15 protein-coding genes are annotated in these 20,067 nt (G+C 70.5%); 5 read left to right on the top strand and 10 right to left on the bottom strand.

From position 1 onward, the window contains the following. Positions 1-405: 405 nt before the first annotated feature. Positions 406-4,095 carry an AAA family ATPase gene (locus BL254_RS29060; protein WP_076842589.1) on the top strand — a complete coding sequence of 1,230 codons (3,690 nt, stop codon included), beginning with the start codon at positions 406-408 and terminating at the stop codon, positions 4,093-4,095. Positions 4,096-4,121: 26 nt separating this feature from the next. On the opposite strand, the gene BL254_RS04390 is transcribed toward BL254_RS29060, so the two are convergent. The 3 genes from BL254_RS04390 to BL254_RS25690 all read right to left on the bottom strand — a co-directional run bounded on the left by BL254_RS04390 (position 4,122) and on the right by BL254_RS25690 (position 6,882). After that, entirely contained in the window at positions 4,122-5,843 is a 1,722-nt protein-coding gene (locus tag BL254_RS04390) for an alpha/beta hydrolase (RefSeq protein ID WP_052914326.1), read from the bottom strand. A gap of 428 nt (positions 5,844-6,271) precedes the next feature. Next, positions 6,272-6,619, bottom strand: coding sequence for a type II toxin-antitoxin system PemK/MazF family toxin (locus BL254_RS04385; RefSeq protein WP_200902337.1), 348 nt, complete (start codon positions 6,617-6,619; stop codon positions 6,272-6,274). Continuing rightward, positions 6,616-6,882, bottom strand: coding sequence for a hypothetical protein (locus BL254_RS25690; RefSeq protein WP_047221954.1), 267 nt, complete (start codon positions 6,880-6,882; stop codon positions 6,616-6,618). The genes BL254_RS04385 and BL254_RS25690 overlap by 4 nt, the downstream gene beginning before the upstream one ends. A 442-nt stretch (positions 6,883-7,324) precedes the next feature. Here BL254_RS25690 and BL254_RS04375 point away from each other — a divergent pair, with 442 nt between their 5' ends. Both BL254_RS04375 and BL254_RS26810 read left to right on the top strand, forming a co-directional pair. Continuing rightward, positions 7,325-7,672, top strand: a complete 348-nt coding sequence (locus BL254_RS04375; RefSeq protein WP_047221955.1) for a hypothetical protein — start codon at positions 7,325-7,327, stop codon at positions 7,670-7,672. Beyond that, complete coding sequence (locus BL254_RS26810; RefSeq protein ID WP_157180398.1) at positions 7,669-7,827, top strand: hypothetical protein; 159 nt, start codon at positions 7,669-7,671, stop codon at positions 7,825-7,827. The genes BL254_RS04375 and BL254_RS26810 overlap by 4 nt, the downstream gene beginning before the upstream one ends. Positions 7,828-7,903: 76 nt before the next feature. Here BL254_RS26810 and BL254_RS04370 read toward each other — a convergent pair whose 3' ends face one another. The 6 genes from BL254_RS04370 to BL254_RS04345 all read right to left on the bottom strand — a co-directional run bounded on the left by BL254_RS04370 (position 7,904) and on the right by BL254_RS04345 (position 16,388). Beyond that, positions 7,904-9,376 carry an ATP-binding protein gene (locus BL254_RS04370; protein ID WP_254857792.1) on the bottom strand — a complete coding sequence of 491 codons (1,473 nt, stop codon included), beginning with the start codon at positions 9,374-9,376 and terminating at the stop codon, positions 7,904-7,906. 279 nt (positions 9,377-9,655) lie between these two features. Next, positions 9,656-10,057 carry an Imm50 family immunity protein gene (locus BL254_RS04365; RefSeq protein WP_076842588.1) on the bottom strand — a complete coding sequence of 134 codons (402 nt, stop codon included), beginning with the start codon at positions 10,055-10,057 and terminating at the stop codon, positions 9,656-9,658. Positions 10,058-10,062: 5 nt separating this feature from the next. Next, positions 10,063-14,805 carry an HNH/endonuclease VII fold putative polymorphic toxin gene (locus BL254_RS04360; protein ID WP_076842587.1) on the bottom strand — a complete coding sequence of 1,581 codons (4,743 nt, stop codon included), beginning with the start codon at positions 14,803-14,805 and terminating at the stop codon, positions 10,063-10,065. A gap of 215 nt (positions 14,806-15,020) precedes the next feature. Continuing rightward, positions 15,021-15,317 carry a WXG100 family type VII secretion target gene (locus BL254_RS04355; protein WP_013874299.1) on the bottom strand — a complete coding sequence of 99 codons (297 nt, stop codon included), beginning with the start codon at positions 15,315-15,317 and terminating at the stop codon, positions 15,021-15,023. Between the two features lie 73 nt (positions 15,318-15,390). Beyond that, a complete protein-coding gene (locus BL254_RS04350) occupies positions 15,391-16,041 on the bottom strand; it encodes a hypothetical protein (RefSeq protein WP_047221956.1) in 651 nt (216 codons plus the stop codon). After that, positions 16,041-16,388, bottom strand: coding sequence for a hypothetical protein (locus tag BL254_RS04345; RefSeq protein ID WP_047221957.1), 348 nt, complete (start codon positions 16,386-16,388; stop codon positions 16,041-16,043). The genes BL254_RS04350 and BL254_RS04345 overlap by 1 nt, the downstream gene beginning before the upstream one ends. A gap of 394 nt (positions 16,389-16,782) precedes the next feature. Between BL254_RS04345 and BL254_RS04340 the strand changes: the two genes are divergently transcribed. Both BL254_RS04340 and BL254_RS04335 read left to right on the top strand, forming a co-directional pair. After that, complete coding sequence (locus BL254_RS04340; protein WP_076842586.1) at positions 16,783-17,859, top strand: protein kinase domain-containing protein; 1,077 nt, start codon at positions 16,783-16,785, stop codon at positions 17,857-17,859. Between the two features lie 187 nt (positions 17,860-18,046). Further along, on the top strand, positions 18,047-18,466 hold the full coding sequence (locus BL254_RS04335) for a nitroreductase (protein ID WP_076842585.1): 420 nt from the start codon (positions 18,047-18,049) through the stop codon (positions 18,464-18,466). Between the two features lie 42 nt (positions 18,467-18,508). Here BL254_RS04335 and murC read toward each other — a convergent pair whose 3' ends face one another. Next, the gene (murC, locus tag BL254_RS04330) at positions 18,509-20,020 is read right to left on the bottom strand and encodes a UDP-N-acetylmuramate--L-alanine ligase (protein WP_076842584.1); all 1,512 of its coding nucleotides are present in this window, start codon (positions 20,018-20,020) and stop codon (positions 18,509-18,511) included. Between the last annotated feature and the right edge of the window lie 47 nt (positions 20,021-20,067).

The raw sequence follows: 20,067 nt of genomic DNA, 5'->3' as shown, positions 1-20,067 counted from the left end.
TCCGGCCGGCCCGGCCCGGGATCGTCCGAATCCCCCGGAATCGGGACCGGCCCGGCCGTGGTCCCCGCGGTCCCCACGGGTCCCACGGGCCGCTTCACGGCCGCACATCGAGGCGTTCGGCCGACCTGCCGGGAGGATGATGACTGATAGCATCCGTCCGATTACCCGAAGAAAGTGAGCCACGATCGCCCGTCGACCGTGAGCAAACCGCGACGTCCGGTAATCCTCCGCGACGCTTCCGGACATGGGCGACCCGTTGTCGCGTGCACGACCCTGGCAGGTGTTTTGATATCCCTGTGCGGGCTTCCCCGCCGGGTTTCACCCGTGAGTATCCAGTGGACCAAAGACATCATGATCATGGTTTCTCCGTCTCGTCGGAGAGCCCGGGGAACCGAGGGGTGCGATGTGGCCGTCACCGACACCTCCGGGGCTGCCGACCAGCGGTGCGGCACGGACGAGGCCGCCGTGGAACCCGGACCGCGGATACGCCTGGTCACCCCCGGCTCCCTCGTCGACCAGAACATGCTGACCGACCCGCTGTCGGGCGAACCGTCCGCCACGGGCACGGTGACGCTGCTGTTCACCGACATCGAGGGCTCGACCCGGCTGGTACGCCGGCACGGTGAGCGCTACGGCGACATCCTGGCCGCCTGCCAGCGCCTGCAACGGCAGGCCTTCGCCGCCAACAACGGCCGGGAGATCGACACCCAGGGCGACTCGTTCTTCGTCGCATTCCGCACCTCCAAGGACGCCGTGGCGGCGGCGGTCGCCGCCCAGCGCGCGCTGGCGGCGCACCAGTGGCCGGCCGGCGCCCGGGTCCGCGTCCGGATGGGCCTCCACACCACCGAGCCGACCGCGTGGACCGGCCGGTTCGTCGGGCTTGGGGTAAACCGGGCGGCCCGGCTGTGCGCCGCCGGGCACGGCGGGCAGATCCTGCTGTCGGAGATCACCCACTCGCTCGTCGAGGACGCCCTGCCCGACGGCCTCGACATGCGCTACCTCGGCGAGCACTGGCTGAAGGACTTCGACCAGACCCAGCGGATCTGGCAGCTGGTCGTGCCCGACCTGCAGAACGCCTTCCCGCCGCTGCGAGCCCCCGACGCGTCCGCCTCGGCCGGGATGTGCGACGAGACGGTCGCCGGCGCCGCCGCTGACGACGACGCCGACAGCGACGGCGAGCATTCCGCCGGCTCCCACCTCGGCTGGCTGGCCAGCATGGCGGACGCCGCCTTCGTCGGCCGGGTGGCCGAGCTGCGGGCCCTGCGGGAGAGCTGGGAGCGGGCCCGCTCCGGGCACCGGGTACTCGCCCTGGTCAGCGGGGAGCCCGGCATCGGGAAGACCACGCTGGCCGCCCGGATCGCCCGGATCGCGCTCGACGACGGCGGACTGGTGCTCTACGGCCGCTGGGACGAGGACGTCCTCGCCCCCTACCAGGCCTACCGGGAGGCGTTGAGCGAATACTCCCGCACCTGCCCGCGGTCCGTGCTGCGCGCCGAGTTCAGCGAGCACGCCGACGAGATCTCCCGGCTGTTCCCCGAGGTCGCCAAACGCATCGGCGTCGGCGGCACCCCGCTGCCGGGCAACGCCGAGGCCGAACGGTTCCGCCTGTTCGAGGCCATCGACGGCTGGCTGGCCACGATGGCCGCCCGCCGCCCCGTGCTGACCGTCCTCGACGACCTGCAGTGGGCGGACCGCTCCTCCCTGCTGTTGTTACAGCACATCACGCGGGCGCTGCGGGCCACCCCGCTGCTCGTGGTGGCCACCTACCGCAGCACCGACCACGGGGAGCTCAGCGACTTCCTGCCCCGACTGGTCCGGGACGTCGACTGCCGACGGATCACCGTCGACGGCCTCGACGACGACGAGACCGTGGCACTGCTCGGGCGGATCACCGGCGACGGGCTGTCCGGGCCCGACCTCGCGCTGGCCCGCGAACTGCGGGCGGACACCGCGGGCAACCCGTTCTTCCTCACGGAGATGATGCGCCACCTGGTGGACATGGGGACGCTGTTCCCCACTCCTCTCCCGGCATCCGGCCGGGCCCCGTCAGTGGACCCGGTGGACCCGGTGGACCCGGTGGACCTGTCGACGGACCTGCCAGCCCCACCGGCACCGCCGAACCCGCTGCCGGCCCCGCTGACCCCCACGGAGCCCCTTCAGCCGGACCGGCCGCTGCCGGCACACCTGGCGGACCTGTCGGGGCCGCCGCTCCCGTCCCAGATCGAGATCCCCGAGACCGTGCGGGATCTGGTGCGCTGGCGGCTGAGCCGGCTGTCCCGGGAGTGCGCCGCCGCGCTGGACGTCGCCTCCGTGATCGGCCACGAGTTCGACGTGGACATCCTCAGCACCGCGACCAGGATCGACGAGATGCGCCTGCTCGACCTCCTCGACGAGGCGCAGCAGGCCGGTCTGGTGCACGAGGACCACGACCAGCCCGCCCGGTACGTCTTCTCGCACTCGGTCGTACGCCGGTTCCTGCGGGACAACCTGGGTGTCACCCGCTCCGCCCGGCTGCACCGCCGGATCKGGGACGCCTTCCAGGACCGCCAGGCCAGCGCCCACGCCGAGCTCGCACACCACTACTGGGCGTCCGCGGACCCGGCCGTCGCCGACCGGGCCGTCCACTACGCGCGGCTCGCCGGCGACCGGGCCCTGGCGGAGGCCGCCTTCGACGGCGCGGTGCTGCACTACCGCCGCGCGCTGGACGTGCTGGACCGCAACGGCGGCGGGCTGCGCGCCGAACTGCTGCTCGCCCTGGGCGACGCCCACGGACGGGCCGAGGAGTACCCGGCCCGGGACGCCCGTTTCCTCGAGGCGGCCGCCGCCGCCCGTAGCAGTGACTCCACCGATCTGTTCACCCGCGCCGCCTTCGGCTACGGCGGTGTGCTGCCCCCGGCGGTCAGCCCCGACCCGCGGGGCCGGGCGCTGCTGGAGGAGGCGCTGCAGCGTCTGGGCACCGCCGACAGCCCGGCCCGGGCCAGGGCCCTGGGTCGGCTCGCCCACTGGATACACCACGAGCGCCCGTACGCCGAACGGGTCGCCCTCTGCCGGGAGGCGATCGCCATGGCCCGGCGGGTGCGGGACCTCGCCACCCTGGCCACCGTGCTGCGCCACCGCTGCTGGGCGCTGGACGGCCCCCGCGACGTCGACGAGCAGCTTGTCGACGCCGCCGAGATCCTGCGGCTGGGCGAGGAGCTCGGCAACCACGAACTGCTCCTGGACGGACTGCGGATCAAGATGTCCGCGCGGTTCCGGCGAGGGGAGTTCGAGCTGGCCGCCGACACCGCCGCCACCCTCACCGACCTCGCCCGCGAACTGCGCCATCCCGAGTTCCTGCGGATCGCGACCATGTGGAACGTGGTCGTCRCCACCATCGAGGGACGCTACGGGCACGCCCAACGGCTGGCCGGTGAGCTGCAGGCCCACCTGCGCCAGCTCGGCCACTCGCAGACCGACCTGATCCCCATCGGCCAGGCGCTCCCGATGCTGTGGCTGCAGGGACGCCTCGCCGACGCCCGCTCGCTCATCGACGACATCGCCACCCTCCAGTCACACATCCAGATCTGGCCGGCGATGCGGGCCTGGCTGGGCGCGGAGTCCGGCGCCGACGGCCAGGTCCGTCAGCTGCTGGGCCGGCTCTCCCCGGACGCGCCGGCCAGGCTGGACGAGAACTACTCGTGGTGGGCCACCATCGTCGCGTTCGTCCAGGCGGTGACCGCGGTCGGGGACCAGGAGTGGGCGGGCCGGCTCTACGACCTCGTCCTCCCCTTCGCCCGGCACAACGCCACCCTGGGTCTGGCTGGTTTCCTCGGCGCGGTCACCCACCACCTCGGGGTGCTCGCCGGGACGCTCGGCCGCTGGGACGCCGCCTGCGCGCACTTCGAGGCGGCTCTGGAGCGGCACCAGACGATGGGCTCCGTGCCGTTCGTCGCGCTCACCCAGACGGAGTACGCGCTCGTGCTGACCGCCCGGGGCTGCGACGGCGACCGGGAACGCGCCGAGGGCCTGCGCGCGGCCGCGCTGCGGACCGCCGCCGACCTCGACCTGAAAGCGATACGCACCCGCGCGGACCGGCAGATACCGCCAGGAGCCTGACCCGGTCACCGCCGCGACGGGCCGGGTCACCGTGACAGCTCGACCTCGGCGGAGGCCGTCAGAACCCCGGCGGATGCTTCCAGGTGCTGGAGGATGAGCGGGTAGACGTCCCGGTCGGCGTTCTGGCCGATGACCGCGTCCAGGTGCGCGTAACCGGGCAGGATGCTGCGGCTGTATAGCTCCGGGCCGTTGGCGTCACGCAGCCAGCGCAGGGTCCGCGCGCTCCCCTCCGGCAGGAAGATGTAGTTCTCCGTCCCCTGCAGGAGGTGGATGGGCAGCCGCAGGAACCGCGGATCACGGGTGTAGACGTCGCCGCCCGCGGCGTCGACGGCCCGGCCCGCCCGCATCATCGACGCCAGGTGCCGCAGCGAGGCGATGTTGCCGACGCCGAACATGCCGTGCAGCGCCTCGTGGGTGGCCTGGTTGAGCTGGGCGTGCCGGTGGGTGCAGCCGAAGATGGCGTTGATCCAGCGGCACAGCGCCTGGCCGCACCGCTCCGACGGGGCCATCGGCAGCGCGCGTAACGCCAGGTCGACGGCGGCGTTCGGCAGGGTGAACCGGCGGGCCGGCCGAACCAGCCTGAGACCGGCGGCGGTGAGCAGCTCACTGACACGCAGGGCGATCTTGAGCCTGTTCAGTCGTGACGTGACCAGATGCAGCGGAAACTGGGCGCAGACCACCGAGCGGACGTCGGGCAGCAGGCCCGCCGCCAGCGCCATCAGCAGCGACCCGGAGCCCACACAGTGCCCGTACGCCTGGACGTCGGCTGCCCCGGTCACCCGCCGAACCTCCGCGACCGCGGTCGGCCAGTCCTCGGTGGCGATGGCGTCGATGGTGAACTGGGTGGTCGATGACGGCAGGTCGATGGACGCACGGTAGTCGAACAGCCAGACGTCGTAGCCGTGCTCGACCAGGAACTCGGTCAGGTTCGTGCGGATCGCGTCGGTGACGAAGGCTCCGGTGGACATGGCGAACCCGGCGGCGAGCAGCACCGGCCCCTTCTCCCCGCCCCGGTAGCGGATCAGGCGCAGCCAGCCGTCGGCGCCCACCTCGGCGCCCTCGTGCCAGCGACCGCCCTCGCCGCACCAGCGAACCTCGGGCTCCGGCAGGCGCAGCGCCCGCCGCCTGGGGCCGGCCGGCCGGTGGGCCGTGGCGGCGGGGAAGCGCCGGGCCTCGTCCAGCGGGCCGCCGTAGATCCGCCGCAGGTGCCTGGCGAGCAGCTTCAGGGCGGCCAGCTCGTACTCCCGGCGGCGGCCGGCGTCGGTGACACCGCGCACCTCGATCGCCCACGGCGCCCGGACCCGCCGGGCCAGGCGAAGCGCCCGCAGCGGGCCGCGCCACGCGGACCTGGCGCGGCCCGCCCCGAGTGTCCGCCCGTCGTCCGTGCGCAGCGTCAGGTTGAGGGTGGTCGTGTCGGACCACGCGTCGAGCCCCGGATGATCGTGCAGTACCTTGAAGCCCTCGAGGATGTAGCGTCCACCGTCGTCGGCGACGAGCAGCAGACGGTACCGCGCGTGCCAGGTCTCGACCCGATCGGGGTCGGGTTCGCGGAGGACGCACTCGCCGTCCTCGATCGTCAGCGCCGTGCTCGACAGGATCGGCACCCGCACGCTTCCCGACGGGCGGCCCGGCGTGCTCTGGTCACGCAGCAGCGCGTCGGCGTCGTCGAAGTCGACCGTGAGATCGATGCGGACCGACGTCCGCGCGGAGCGACCCCGGGCGAATCCGGCCCGGAAGTCGTCGGTCACCCTGGTCGAGAAATAACCTCTCAACCGCTCACGGAAACGCAGTGCCGCCAGGTCACGGGACGGAAATGAGGCAACATCCGGCTCAGAAGGTGGGATCTCCGGTCTGGAGACAATGCTCATCGCTCCCCCGTCGCTGTATGCCCGGCGTCGATGTCGCCGACCGGTGACGGGCTGGTCGGTCGCCATACCGCCGGCGGGCCACCATGCTTCGCAGAGCACATTCCCACGACCAATTGAGCCACGTCACTATCGGTTGCCTGACAGCCCCCGCGCCATCTCTTCGCCGGCCGCCCCAACCATGCCGACGATAATCACCGACAGGGGCACGGTCTGCCCCTGGGACTCGACTTACGTCCAGAGGTTGCGAGCGCTCACCCACCGGCGGCTACCGGCACCGAGCCGGCCCTACGGCGACCCGGTACGTCCCATCAGAGGTCGATCATCTGGGCCAGGACGGTGCGCACCTCGGCGATCTGTTCGGCGTCCAGCCGGTGGAGCGGGCCGCGGCCGGTCAGCCGGCCGGCCGAGACCGTCCGGACCTGCTCGGTTATCACCCAGCCGGCACGCTTGCCGGGGATGTCGATCCGGACCCGGTGAATCCAGCCGGGCCGCTCCCGCGTGGTCAACGGCAGGACGCTGACGAGCGCGCCACCGGTCAGCGCCAGGTGAAAACGCGAGGACACCACCAGGGCCGGACGCCGGCCGGCCTGCTCACGCCCCTCGGTGGGGTCGAAGTCGAGCCACCACACCTCCCAGGGCGCGACGCCCACCCTCACACGCTCTCGTCCCACACCTCGTCGGCATCCCACGCCGCGTCGGCGACCGGGGCGTCCACCGCGCTCCACGCCCGTCCCTCGGCCAGATACTCGGCCCAGCCCCCCGGATCCTGCGCGCGGAAACGGTCCATCGCGGCGACGGCCTTGCGCTGCCAGTGTTCGTCCAGCAGCCGACGCACGGTCTCGTCGGCGCTGGCGCCGCCGAAGTCCTCGGCTGCGACCCGAAGCACCCGCTCCCTGGTCTCGGGACTCACCCGCATCATGGTCGTCACATCATCAAGTTTACGCCACCGTAAACCCGACGGTGGCCCACAGGGGAACCCTGTCCGGTCGTGAAACGCGACGCTGACACGCGCCAGCGGGGTTGCACCACGTCGCCGTCCCGGCCAACCGGGATACGACCGGCCTCGGGACTCGGCGGTTGGGCCCCGCATCAGAGGCGCACCGCGCCGCTCCGGCCCAGTTCACCGATTTGCCGATCGTGTCGTCTTTTCAGGTGCCACGCTGGACACGACGGCCAAGCCGGGCGGTCGGCCGGCATACTGGGCCGCGCCAGCGGCCGGCTTCCCGGCTGCTGGCGTTCGTAAAGGCCAGCCGAGTACATTTGCCAACAATTCCGGCCGATTTCGCGAAAGGCGTGATGGGGGCATCGGCAGTGATGTCGCCTGATGGTGGTGTGGAACGCGCACGGGAGCGAAGCAGGAGATGATCCTCAGACTGAGTGTGCACGACCCCGACGCGGGTACCCGGCGCGACGTCGAGATATCGGCCGCTCCCGAGACCGAGGTCGGCTCCGTGCTCGACGCGCTGCCGCTGGTCGACGGCCGCCGCTGCTTCGTCGGCGACCAGCCGCTCGACCGCGCCGGGAGCGTTGCCGAAAGCCCCCTGGTGCACGGCGCGACGATCGGTATCGGCGCTCCGGGCCCCTGGCCGCGCGCCGTCCAACGTGGTGTCGCCGGTGCTCTACGGGTGTGGGACGGTCACGACGCGGGCCTGATCGTGTGGCTCGCGCCAGGCCGCCACCTGCTGGGACGGGATCCAGCGAGGTCATGACCAGCGGTGCCCGGCTGCTGCTCACACCCACCTCACCAGTGGTGGCGCGCGAACACGGCTTCAAACTGGAACCCGACCAGTTCTTCGCCACCCCACCCGGCCGCGGCCACCTCGCCACCGCCCGCACCACCACCCTGATCCACCTCGCCCGGTAGCCGTCCGTCACTGAGAATGAATGGCCCCGGTTCGACGGAGACCACGGCTGCTCCAGTCCTCGGAGGACGCGGCTACCTACGCGGGGTGCCCGTTCCGCGGGAGAGATCTCCACGCTGCCAGAAGATCTTCTGGGCCGATGGAACGGGCGGGAACACCGGCGGCAGCACTCGTCCGGCTGATGGCGAGAAGTTCGGTCGACGTGTCAAAGCCCGGCACCGCGGTGACATCACGCACCAGCGCGGCATAGTCGTGCTGGTCGAATGGCTGCGTCGACTGCCATTTGATACTGCCGGCAAAGATTATGCGGTTCGCAGCCCCCTCCCGGTCAGCGCCGACCACGTCGATCTCGGGGTTGTTCTGCCGGTTCCACCAGCCACCGACGGCCTCCGCCTCGGGCCAACCGAGTTCCGGCGCCATACGCAGCAGAGTCTCCCGAATCAGCGGTTCCACCGCCCGGCCACGCCAGGCATACCAAGATCGTTTAACCCGCCGCAGCAGCAGATCCCCTCGCCCCCGTTCCACGAGCGGCAGGCCGGCTGCGAGATAGGCGAGATAGAAGCGGAGATATGGGTCGGCCACCCGATAACGGCGCTCCTTCTCGGCCGGCCTGGTCGAAAGCGGGGTGTCGACAGCAACCACACGTTTGGCTTCGAGCAGGCGCAGTGCGTTCGTCAGCGAACTCGCCKCCATCGGCTCGGCTCCGGCGGACRCCGCCGCGCGAACGCCGCTCCACGTACGTTCGCCGTTACCGATAGCGGCCAGCACCRTGCGGGCCTGGATATGCCCTGGGAACTCGGCGGCGAGTGACCGTTCTCCCGAGACCAGCAGTGCGGACGTCGGGTCGGCGAGCGAGACAGCGAGGAAGCTCTCGACCGACTGGCCTGACCCCCATTCCTGGCATATCAGCGGCAGGCCGCCGGTAACCAGGTACGCGTCGATGGCTCCGGCAGCCGGCAGGCCGACCATGGCGCCGACTTCGGCCGGATTCAGCGGTGGCAGCACCATCACCGTGCCCCGCTGGTGGAAGGGCCGCCGGTAGTCGTCGAGACGCTCCATCATCGCCAGGTCCGAACCGATCAGGATCAGGAGGACCGGCTTGCGCGAGAGCTGCGTGTCCCAGGCCGTCTGCAGCGCCCCTTCCAGCGCCGGGTCGGTTTCGATCAGCCACGGCATCTCGTCGATGACCACGATGCTCGGCGTGTCGGCGGGCAACGCCGCGGCCAGCTGACGGAACGACGCCGCCCAGGTCGGCAGAACCGTGCCGGACTCGAAGAGATCCCGACCGGGAAGGTCGGACTCGAGCACTGCCGCGGCGAACGCCGCCCGCTCGGCGGCGGGATCGGCGCCCTGACTCGCCTGGAAGAACACGAACGGGACGCGTGCCCGCTCACAGAACACCTCCACCAGCCGCGACTTGCCGACCCGGCGCCGGCCCCGCAGCAGCACCGCCACCCCCGGCAGGTCCCGCCGCGCCTCCCCCACCCGCCCGAGCAGCGCCTCAAGCCGAGCAAGCTCCGCGGACCGCCCGACGAACCCACCCCCCACCACGCCTACTCCTCTCGCCCGAACTACAGTCCATTGTAGTTCATGGTGATGAAGTTACCCTCGATCACGCACCGCACAAGCAAGATGGCCAAGGTCCACCAAAGCGAACCAGCCGTAGACCGCACATCGCCCACAACCGAACACGGCGGCCCACGAACACGGCTTCAACCTGGAGCCCGATCAGCTCTTCGCCACCCCACCCGGCCGCAGCCACCCCACCACCACCCTGATCCATCTGGCCCGGTAATCGGCAACGATGACCCTATCGACCCCAGCCCTCAATCACCGGAGCCCAGGGGACAGATAAGCGGAAACAGAGACGATTGATGCCGCTTCCGCCGAAATGTTTATTGTCGTCGACCCCGATGATGCGGCCACTCTGACCGCATCGCCTTGCCTCTCCAATGAAAGATTGACGGAAGACTCATGACTCCATCCACGCAACGACAGATCTCGGATACCAATAAGCATCAATTGGATCTGTACGACATTGAGCCCCTGGTTGAGCCATTTTTTGGGTGGATGCGTGGGGTACTCCGGAAGATCGAATCTTAGAACCACTCGTGGACCGTCGCGATGTAGAGAGATCTCATGTAGCACGACCGATTCCAGCGGAGGGGTTCTGTCGTCGTAGATCGCCTGAATGCTGCGAGGATCATCGAGAACATCTGGCCAACTTGCCATCGTGCCTACCTTACAAATGGATAGTGATCATCTGTTCCCGGCACATGTCCGGACCTGGTATTTTCCGGAGGCCTGACGTTAAAATGCGGACCCCGATCACCTATTCCGCCTTCGCCAAACCGGTGGCCAGCAGAGTGATCCTGAATAATGACCTTACTGCCATCGGGACGTACGTACGTGTACTCCCTCGTCATGACAGGGCGTCCGTTCTCTCCGAGAACGCGGTGCCCGTTTCTATCGCTCATCGGGACACGGCTAACTTCTTCTGGGTGTCGTGATCGCGGTATTCCCAGATCCCCTTTTGCCTTGTTAAGCGCACCGCTCCTCCCTAGCGGGCTGTCACCGGTATACGGGGCGAGGCCGAGAGGGTCGAGCCAGGACAGGGGGTTGGGGACGTAGGTGTGGGGGTTGGGGGCGGGGGTGAGGCCGAGGGGGTCGTTGGAGTCGTAGCGGGCGGTTTCGGGGTCGTAGTAGCGGAAGTAGTTGTAGTGGGCGCCGCTTTCCTGGTCGTGGTACTGGCCGGGGAAGCGTAGCGGGCAGTCGACGACACCATCGGCGGGCTGTGGGCTGGCGCCCCAGAGGGTGGTTCGGTTGCGCCAGGCCAGGTTGCCGTCCGGGCCGATCAGCTCGGTGGGGGTGCCGACGAGGTCGGTGACGATGGCGTGGAACCGGGCGTCGAACCATGCCTGGTCCGCGCCGTCGGATGGGCGGCGTTCGGACTGGGTGAGGGGGCGGAAGCTGCCGGGCTCCCAGTCCCAGGTGGTGACACGGGCTGGCAGGTCGGCCTCGGTGACGTGGCTCTGCTCGGCGAGTACGGCGCCGTCCCAGGTGAAGTCGACTCGCCCGACAACCCCACCGGCATCGCCGGTGCCGTTGTCGGTGACACGCTGCTTGGCGATGCGGCGGCCGAAAGGGTCGTACAGGTAGTGCCAGCGCTGGCCGTCCGGTGTGGTCACGGCGGTGAGGCAGTCGTCGGCGTCCCAGGTATAACGCCAGGTGCGCGGCTTCGCCGACAGTCGCTTGTGCTGGCGCAGGGTCACCCGTCCCTGGCTGTCGTGCTCGTAACGGACGCTGCCCGCGCGGCGGATCAGCGTGCCGGCGTACTCACGTCCGCCCTGCGCGGCCTCGTGCTCCTTGTCGCGCCCGTCGCGTTGCGCAGGCACTGGCCAGGACGCGTCGGTGATGTTGCCCGCGGCGTCGTAGGCGTAGCGCTCGGACCAGTTCGCCCCGTGGACGGCGGTGACCCGCCGCGCCGGGTCGAGGTCGAACCGGCGCAGGCCTGCGAGCATGTCGTCGATCTCGGTGACGTAGCCGTCCAGGCTGTAGCTGTAGTCGCGGCGCTGGAGCACCCGTGCCTGCCGCGTCGTCCCCGGCGCATCCACGCGGGCTGTTCCCGGCCCGCCAGCGGTCACGGTCTGTGACAGCAGTTGATCGTTGACGTCCCAGGCCTGCGTCAGCACGACACCGGTGTCCAGGCTGCGCCGTACCTCCCGACCGGCTTCGTCGTGGGTGAAGCGCAGGGTCCGGCCGGCGGTGTGCAGGGACAGCGGCAGGTCGTTCGGGCCGTACTCCCAGACGCTGGCCGCCCCGGACGGGGTCACCCTCCGTACCCGCCGGCCGAGCACGTCATAGGCCGAGATGAGCGTACGGCCGTTGCAGGTCTCGGCCAGCACCCGGCCGAGGGCGTCCCGCTGGAACGTACAGTCGGTGTCGGGGTTCGTCGCCCGTGTCACCCGTCCCGCCGCGTCGTAGGTGAACGTCGTCACACCGCTCGCACTGTGCTTCTCGATCACGTTACCAAGCGGGTCGCGGGTGAAGCGCACGGTCTGCCCCGCACCGTTGGTGCGTTCGACGAGCTGGCCGGCGGCGTCATACCCGTAGGCCAGCGCCCGCCCGTTGAAGTCGGTCTCCCCGACGAGGTTTCCCGCCGGATCGTAGTCGTACCGCCAGACCAGGCCCTGCGGGTTGGTGACCGCGACCAGCCGCAGCTCGGTGTCGTAGGAGAACTCCAGCCGCGCCCCGTCCGGGCCGGTCCGCGCCGCCGGCAGGTCGAAGTGCGTGACCTCGGTGCGGGTCACCAGCCCGGCCACGTCCACGTGCTCGACGAGATTGCCCTCCCCGTCGTGTGTCCAGCGTTCGGTGGCCCCGTCCGGCCGGGTGTGCCAGGCCAGTCTGCCTTCGACCGTCCAGCCGAACCGGGCCACCTCACCGATCGGGCCGGTCACCGCGACCACTCGGCCGAAGGCGTCCCGCTCGTAGACGGTGACCGCGCCGAGCGGGTCGGTCACCGCGACAGGCAGGCCGGCGGCGTCGGTCTCGACCCGCCGGGTGTGCCCGAGCGCGTCGGTGACGGCCGTGAGCCGGCCGCGGTCGTCGTAGGCGAGCACCGTCCGGGCACCGGCCGGGTCGACCACGGCGGTCAGGTTGCCGCGGTCGTCGTAGGAGCGTTCCCAGCGGGCGCCGTCCGGTTCCACGAGGGTCACCGGCAGCCGCAGATCGTTCCACCGCGCGGTTGTTCGACCACGATCCGGCCTGACGATTTCCGTCAGGTTGCCGGCGGCGTCATAGGTGTAGCGGACGGTACGGCCCAACGGGTCGGTCTCGGTGAGCTTGCGGTCGTACCTGTCCCAGGTGTAGCGGCTGATGTTGCCGAGCGGGTCGGTGACCGACTCGACCTGCAACGCCTCGTTGCGACGGTAGATCGTCGCGTGGCCCAGCGAGTCGACGACGGTGGTCGTGCGCCGCTCGGTGTCGTACCGTAGCTGGCCGGTCAGGCAGCCGCCGCTGCCCACCGTGGCCACACACCGGCCGGAGGCATCGTAGGCATACAGGTATTCGGTGGCGTTGCGGTCCGTCCAGCGCAGTATGCGACCGTCGTCGTCGTAGTCGTAGCGCAGCGGCTGGCCCGAGGAGTTGACGACCTCGGCAAGGTCACCGGCCTCGGTGTAGCCGAACCGCACCAGCACGGTCGCGGACCCGTCGTCATCGTTGCTGCCGGGATCGTTGCCGCCGCTGTCCCCGCCGAGCAGGGCCAGCGCGACGACCCGGTGTCGCCAGGTGTCCACCCGGATCCGGTAACCGCCGGAATGGGCGATCTCGACGGGAGCGCCATCCCCGTCGTAAACGAAATCAATGCGGTTGCCGTTGCGGTCGCTCAACGCGCTCAGCGGCCACTGGACGGGTCCGCCGGCCGCCCGCTGCCCACCGGACGGTCGTGGCTCGCCGGCTGCCCCGTGCGGCGGGGTGAGCGGGGTGAGGGGGGTGAGCGGGGTGAGGGGGGTGAGCGGGGTGAGGGGGGTGAAATGCCAGGTCCGCCCCTGCCACGGATCGCTGATCACGTATGTCCCGTCCGCGCCGCGGGTCAGGGGCCAGCGCGGCCCCTCCACCGGCAACACCGGCCCGTCGGCGTCCGCGACCGCCGCGTACACCAGGGTCATGCCGTCCGCGGTGGCGAAATAGACCCCGTTGTCGTCCACCTCGATCCGCTGGTCGAGGGTGGACGCCCACGAACGGCCGAACCAGCTGCCCAACCGGTAGGAGGAGACGTGCGTCCGGGACAGCGGCAACGGTAGTACGCCGGGCAGCTCCGCGTCGGTCTGGGTCAGCACCATGTCACCGGTCGCGACGTCGATCGGGTCCAGTCGGACCAGGCGCTTGACGGCCTCGACCCCGTTCGCCCGCGGGTTGGAAAGCCCCCACCTGGCTACCGACATCATGTTGCGCCCACGGGCGGCCAGCGCCGTGCCGGCGCCGCGCAGCGCGGCGCCGACGAGCTTCACCCCCTGGCCGTGCGTGACCCCGCGCGCCAGACCGGCGGCGGCACGCGCCAGCCCGGCGGCACTGGTAACGCCCCGCGCGCCCGGGATGAGACCAAGGGCGTCCAGACCGAGCTGGCCCAACGACGCCTGGCCACGCGCGTACTTCATCAGCGTGTCGGCAAAGACGGTGGCGCCGGCCACCAGGGCGATCCCGACGAGCGCGAGCCCGATCGGCCCGGAGACGAACAACGCGACCACACCGGCGACCATGGCGACGTCACGGCACAGCTCCACGAAGCTGTCCCAGGACCGGAACGGCGCGGACACGGCGTTCCACATCTTCTCGTACCACGGCTTGTTCTTGATCCCGCTGCCGGCCAGCGCGTCCTCGATCTCGCGGGCACAGGTGTGCGCCGCGTTCCCGCGCAGCTCGGCGGCGTCATCGGCCAGCCGCCGGGCCCGCAGCCGGTCGGCGCTGGCCACCTGCCCCTGCTGCGCGGCCGCCCGCACCTGCACGGCAAGATCGGGAGACTCCCAGCCCACCGTCGCGGAACTGATCGAGCCGTCGCTGAGCTCGGCCCGCGGCCACAACGCCACCTCCCGGTCGGGCGGCAGCAGCGTCCGGACCTGACGCAACGCCGCCTGGTAGCGGCCGTGAGCGTCCAGGCCCTGCCGCAGCGCGCCACCCGCGCGTGTCTTCGCCTCGGTCAGAGTCGTCGCATAGGTGGACAGCGCGTCGCCGCAGCCGCGGTAGGCACGGGCGAGCTTGGCCAGCTCGTCGGGCAGTTCAGCGAGCGCCTCGGTGAACCGGGGGGCGTAGTCACCGGCCATCCGCAGATCACCGCCGTTGGCCGCGATCGCACGCAGGCGGGTGGTGGAGCTCTCGGCTCGCTCGGCCTGCTCCCGTAGCCGGGTGGCCAGGGCCCGCACCGCTTCTGGGTCGCCCGGGGTCGGATCACCGTCCAGCTCCAGGACGCCCCAGTCACTCACCGCTGTTCTCCTTCACTCACCTACCGACAGTAGTGATCATGGCTGTATGCGGGCCGCGCGGATCTCACGCCCGCGCCCTGCGCGGCGGCTTGCCGAACACGGGCCTGCCGGTGATCTCCGGAGCCGGCCGTCCGGGTGGCCGGGTGGCCGCGGGGCAGGCCGCCCGACGGCCGGTCATCCGGGGCGGGTCATCCGGGACGAGCCACAGCCGTGGGTCARCCGCCCGTGGACTGGCTGAGCACGGAATCGAGCTGCTGATGCTCTGTGACCGCCTTGTTGAGGAAAGCACTCATGCCCTCCAGCCCGGCAATGGCGTTTCTTGTACCGGTGTTCCACTGGTCGTAGGACTGCTGGAACTTCCCGGACGCCTGGTCGGTGATGAAACCACTGCTTACCAGGCTGTCAATCAGGCTTTTGAGCTGGGCCAGCTGGGACTCCATCTCGTGCTGGCCACCTGTGAGCCTGGACGCGGCGTTCTGCAGCGCTCCGTAGTCGACGTGGACGTTGGCCATGGCGTACTCCCTTTCTTCAGACGGATCCGGGCGACCGACGGAACCGCTCCGGAACTGCTGGGATGAACGTGAACTACTGGGAAGAACTCGTGGCGAACAACTGGTCCGGACGATCCCGCGACCAGGCCAGCGTGTCGCTGATGGCGTCGAACAGGTCGAACAGGTCGTCGGCGATGTCGACATGTGGACTGCTCAGAACGACGTTGAGCACCCCGCGGTCGCCGGGCACCGGGACGAGCGTCTGCATGACAACGCTGTCGATCGGCACCCCGTCCGGCTCGGCCCGCTCGACCCCGCGAACACGCACGGCCCGGCCGGCCGGTATCTCGACAATCGCCACAGTGCGCCATGGGAATCCCCGGTCCGTCGGTGCCACGGCGGTAACATGCCCCGCGATCGCGTCCACCGTGTTGTCCACGGCATTCGGCGCGCCATCGGTATGGAACACCATCACGCTCGCCACCAGGCCGCCGGAACCTTCCACCAGCTCGGCCGCCGCCGCGCAGTAGACAGCTCCCTGCCGCTCGGCCCGCTCGGCGACCTCCCGCAGCAGCCTGAGCAGCGCCGACCGCTGCTGCCGCAACTGCGGAACGTGCGCGATACGGGCGTCGACGAGCCGTGCGAGATCACCGGTCCGGGTGGCCCGCCACACATCGAACTCGAACCAGGAGCGGGGAACCCGGAGCGTGAACCACGACGGGACACCGGTGGCCGTCACGCCCATCACATGCCACCCGCAGCCACCGGCGAGGCGGACACCACGGCGGCAGGAACCTCGGGTGAAGCCGGCTCCAACGCACCGGCCAGAGCGGAATCCACCTCGGACACTCCCTCGGCCAGCCCGCGCAGCAGGCCGGATGCCCGCTCCAACAACTCGTCCATCAACTCACGACTGTCGGATGAATGACTCACGAAATGGTCCAGCGCAGTCTCCACCTCCCGCGAGCCGGTCACACCGTGTAGACCGTCGAAGGCGGCACCAAGAGAGGCAAGAGTGCTACGAATATCGGCCAGGTCGCTGGAGACCTGGCGGGCGACATCGGGATCACACCCGAAGACACTCGCCATCATGTCACCACCCTTACTCCGGCTATGCACGCCCACCATGACCTGGCTGGGTGGCGTCTTCGGTGCCTCTCAGCAGACATGGCCGGCGACGGTGAAGCCACCGTCCGAAGAGACACCTGAAAGGCTAGACAGCACTCTACCAAGAAGCAATAAGGACAGTCTGTAACGACCAAAGGCCGTGCGATCACAGATCTTTTCACGTGGCCGGCGGCCGCGGAGCCACTGGAAAAACAACTCATGTGTGTCACGTCCCCGCGGCGCTCCCCTCGCGTACGTCGCCGAAGCGCGTCACGGCTTACCATATCCAACGGGAGGCATACGCCGCGGCGGACGGATTCGTGCGAAACATACCGGGGGCGATGTGGGGAGGACTCGGGAGAGCCAGGATGCGGCGCGGGTGCCGCCGGGCCCGGCCATCGAGGGGTACCGGGATTTCCGCCGAGTCGCGATCGGCGGGTTCAGCACCGTCTACACCGCCTACCAGGAACGTTTCGCGCGAACGGTAGCCGTGAAGGTCCTGAGCGCCGACGTCGGGGACGCGGCCGCGCTGCGCCGGTTCACCCGCGAGTGYCAGGCGTCCGGCCGCCTGTCCCACCTCCCCGAGATCATCACCGTGTACGACGCGGGYGCCACCACCGACGACCAGCCGTTCATCGCGATGCAGTACTTCCCACGGGGATCGCTGGTCGACCGGATGCGCGACAACAACCAGCCGAACCAGCCGAACCAGCCGAACCAGCCGAACCGGCTGTCAGCGCCGGAAACCGTCGGGGTAGGTGTGTCCGTCGCCCGGGCACTGGCCGCGGCGCACCGCGCCGACATCACCCATCGTGACATCAAGCCGGGGAATCTCCTGGTCTCCGACGATGGCGGGGCAGTACTGAGCGATATCCACGGACCCGTGGCCGGGCCCGTGGATGCGGTATCGGCGAACCCGGATTCGGCGCGGCAGCCGACATCGCCCGCCGCGCCGACAGCACCGGCTCCCAGGGAGCCGGCAAACCCACCGCCCCGGACAGGCAGTGGCCCGGCTCCCCTGCCCGCCCCGTCCCAGGTTCCCTCCTCTGCCCGGCCCTCGCCGCAGCCRGCTCCCGTCCGCGGCTGCTCGGCGCGCGGCGAGGCGATCACCGACTACGCCGGACGGGCCTTCTCGACCCGCTACTACTGCAGCACCTACGTGGCTTCGGCCGTCTACGCCAACGTCCGTTCCGACCAGGCGTCGGAGACTCTCGATGACAGCGGGTACATGGCCGCGGCCGCGAGCGTGTGGGCGCTGTGCCAGTACCAGGGCCGCCCGAACCCGGTCATCCAGGGCAACACCAACACCTGGTGGCTGTACACCCAGGGTGACAACGGGCGTGCCAACACCCATGGATACACCGCCGCCTGGGGGTATCTGCCGGCGACCGCGGTGTCCCAGGGCGAGCAGGACGAGCCTGTCCCCGGCGTACCGCTCTGTCCGTCGTACTTCTGACCATCCGACGATCATCCAGCAATGACCTGATCCGGCCTCCGCCGGCCGGCCGCCCGGACGACCCTCGGACGGTGTGGCGACCGGCCTTCGTGACGGCTGGCCTCCCGAATCGGGGTCGGGTCCCCGCTCGGCTGGGTACGACAGTCGACGTGCGTGGCGCGACAGCCACTCCTCAAGGAGGTCGTACATGCCCCTGCCCAGATGGATTGCCTCGGCCAACCGCCGGGCCACCAACCGTGTCACCGGCCCCGCCGCGACCCGGCTGCCCGGTTTCGGCGTCATCGTGCACAGGGGACGCCAGTCGGGCCGCGAGTACCGGACTCCGGTCAACGTGTTCGGCTCCGACGGCGGTTACGTCGTCGCGCTGACCTACGGCAGCGACTCGGACTKGGTGCGCAACGTGCTGGCCGCCGGAGGCTGCGTGCTGGAGCACCGTAACCACCGGGAGGAACTCGGCTCGCCGCACATCGTCCACGACGACAGCCGCAGCCAGGTACCCGCCCCGCTGCGGCCCGTGCTCGGCGCCATCGGCGTCTCGGACTTCCTGACCCTGCGCCCCCAGCCCGCGCCGCCGCAGCCCTCCGCCGAGGAGGACGTGACGATCTGAATCCGGCAGCCGGGAGACCAGCGGCCAGGAGGCTACATACAGTTATAGGACTACCGCTTGAAGTGCCGTGAGGAGGTGCGGGCCGGTTTCGGTGATCGTTCCGGCGCCGRGAGTCAGCAGCAGGACGCCGTCCGGGGTGTTCAGTCGGCTCGTCGAGAGGTCGGTGGCGAGCCGGTCGGTCAGCTCGTCCCAGGGCACGTAGTACGCGGCCTGGGGTATGGAGATCTTTTTGACCAGGTCGCCGGCGTGCAGGCCGAGCGTGTCGTGCTCGCGGGCGGCGTAGATGTCGGTGACGTACACCCGGTCGGCGTCGGCGAACGCGTCGGCGAAGTCGTCCAGCAGGGCCRCCAGCCGGCTGAAGGTGTGCGGCTGCACAGCCACCCACACCTCGCGCGCACCGGCCCGCTGGCGGGCGGCGGCCAGCGTGGCGCGGATCTCGGTCGGATGATGGGCGTAGTCGTCGATCACCTCCAGCGGGCCCCGGCGGTCCGTCGCCGCAGCCGTGCCAACCAGCGTGAACCGGCGGTCCGCGCCGGTGAAGGCCGCCAGCGTCGCCAGCGCGCTCTCCACCTCGACACCCAGCTCGGTGGCGACCGCAAGCACCGCCAGCGCGTTGCGGACGGTGTGGGCGCCGGGCAGCGCGAGCGTGAGCGTCCCGACGTCGTCACCGTCGTGGCGCACGGTCGCCCGCTGGCCCCCGTCGGGGGTGGTACGCAGGTTCACCGCCTGCCACGACCGGCCCGGTTGCAGCCCGTAGTCGATGACCCTTGCCCGCCCGCCACCGGCCGTGTCCCCCGGCCCGGCATCAGAGCCGGACTTGGAGCCGGAGCCGGGGGCGGGGGCTGCCGGCAGCGCCGCAAGCACCGCCTGTACGCCGGGATCGTCCCCGCACACCACGAGCGTCCCGCCGGGGCGGACCCGGGCGGCGAACGCGGTGAAGGCGCGCCGCACGGACGCCTCGTCGGGGAAGAGGTCGGGATGCTCCCACTCGACGTTGGTGATGACGGTGAGCGCCGGGTCGAGACCGGCGAACGCGCCTCCGTACTCGTCGGCCTCCAGGACGAACACCCGCCCGGCGCCGACCAGCGCGTTGCCGCCGAGCTGCGCCACCTCGGCGCCGATCACCGCGGTCGGGTCCACTCCGGCGGCGCGCAGCACCAGGGTGAGCATCGCCGACGTGGTGCTCTTGCCGTGCGAGCCCGCCACCGCGACAAGATCGTAGCCGGCGGTCAGCTCGGGTAGCCACTGGCTGCGCCGGCGGACCGGCAGGCCCCGGTGGCGAGCGGCCAGCAGCTCAGGATGATCGTCGGGAAACGCGCTGGACGCGACGACGACGTCCACCCCGTGGAGCTCCGCGTCCAGCGCGGCCGGGTCGGTGACAGCACCCACTCGTATCCGGGCGCCGGCGGCACGCAGCGCGTCCAGGCGAGGGGCGTCCTGCGCGTCGCTGCCGCTGACCGTCCCGCCGCGGGCGAGATGGACGTGGGCGAGCGCGGACAGGCCCGATCCCGCGATCCCCAGGAAGTGGACGTGCTGCAAGCTCTCACCGGTCACGACAGGCAGTGAACACCACGCCGCGACCGGACCGCCACGCGGCCGGC

Source organism: Protofrankia sp. BMG5.30, assembly GCF_001983005.1.
Classification (GTDB): Bacteria; Actinomycetota; Actinomycetes; order Frankiales; family Frankiaceae; genus Protofrankia; species Protofrankia coriariae.
This window is presented reverse-complemented; position numbering and strand designations above follow the sequence as displayed.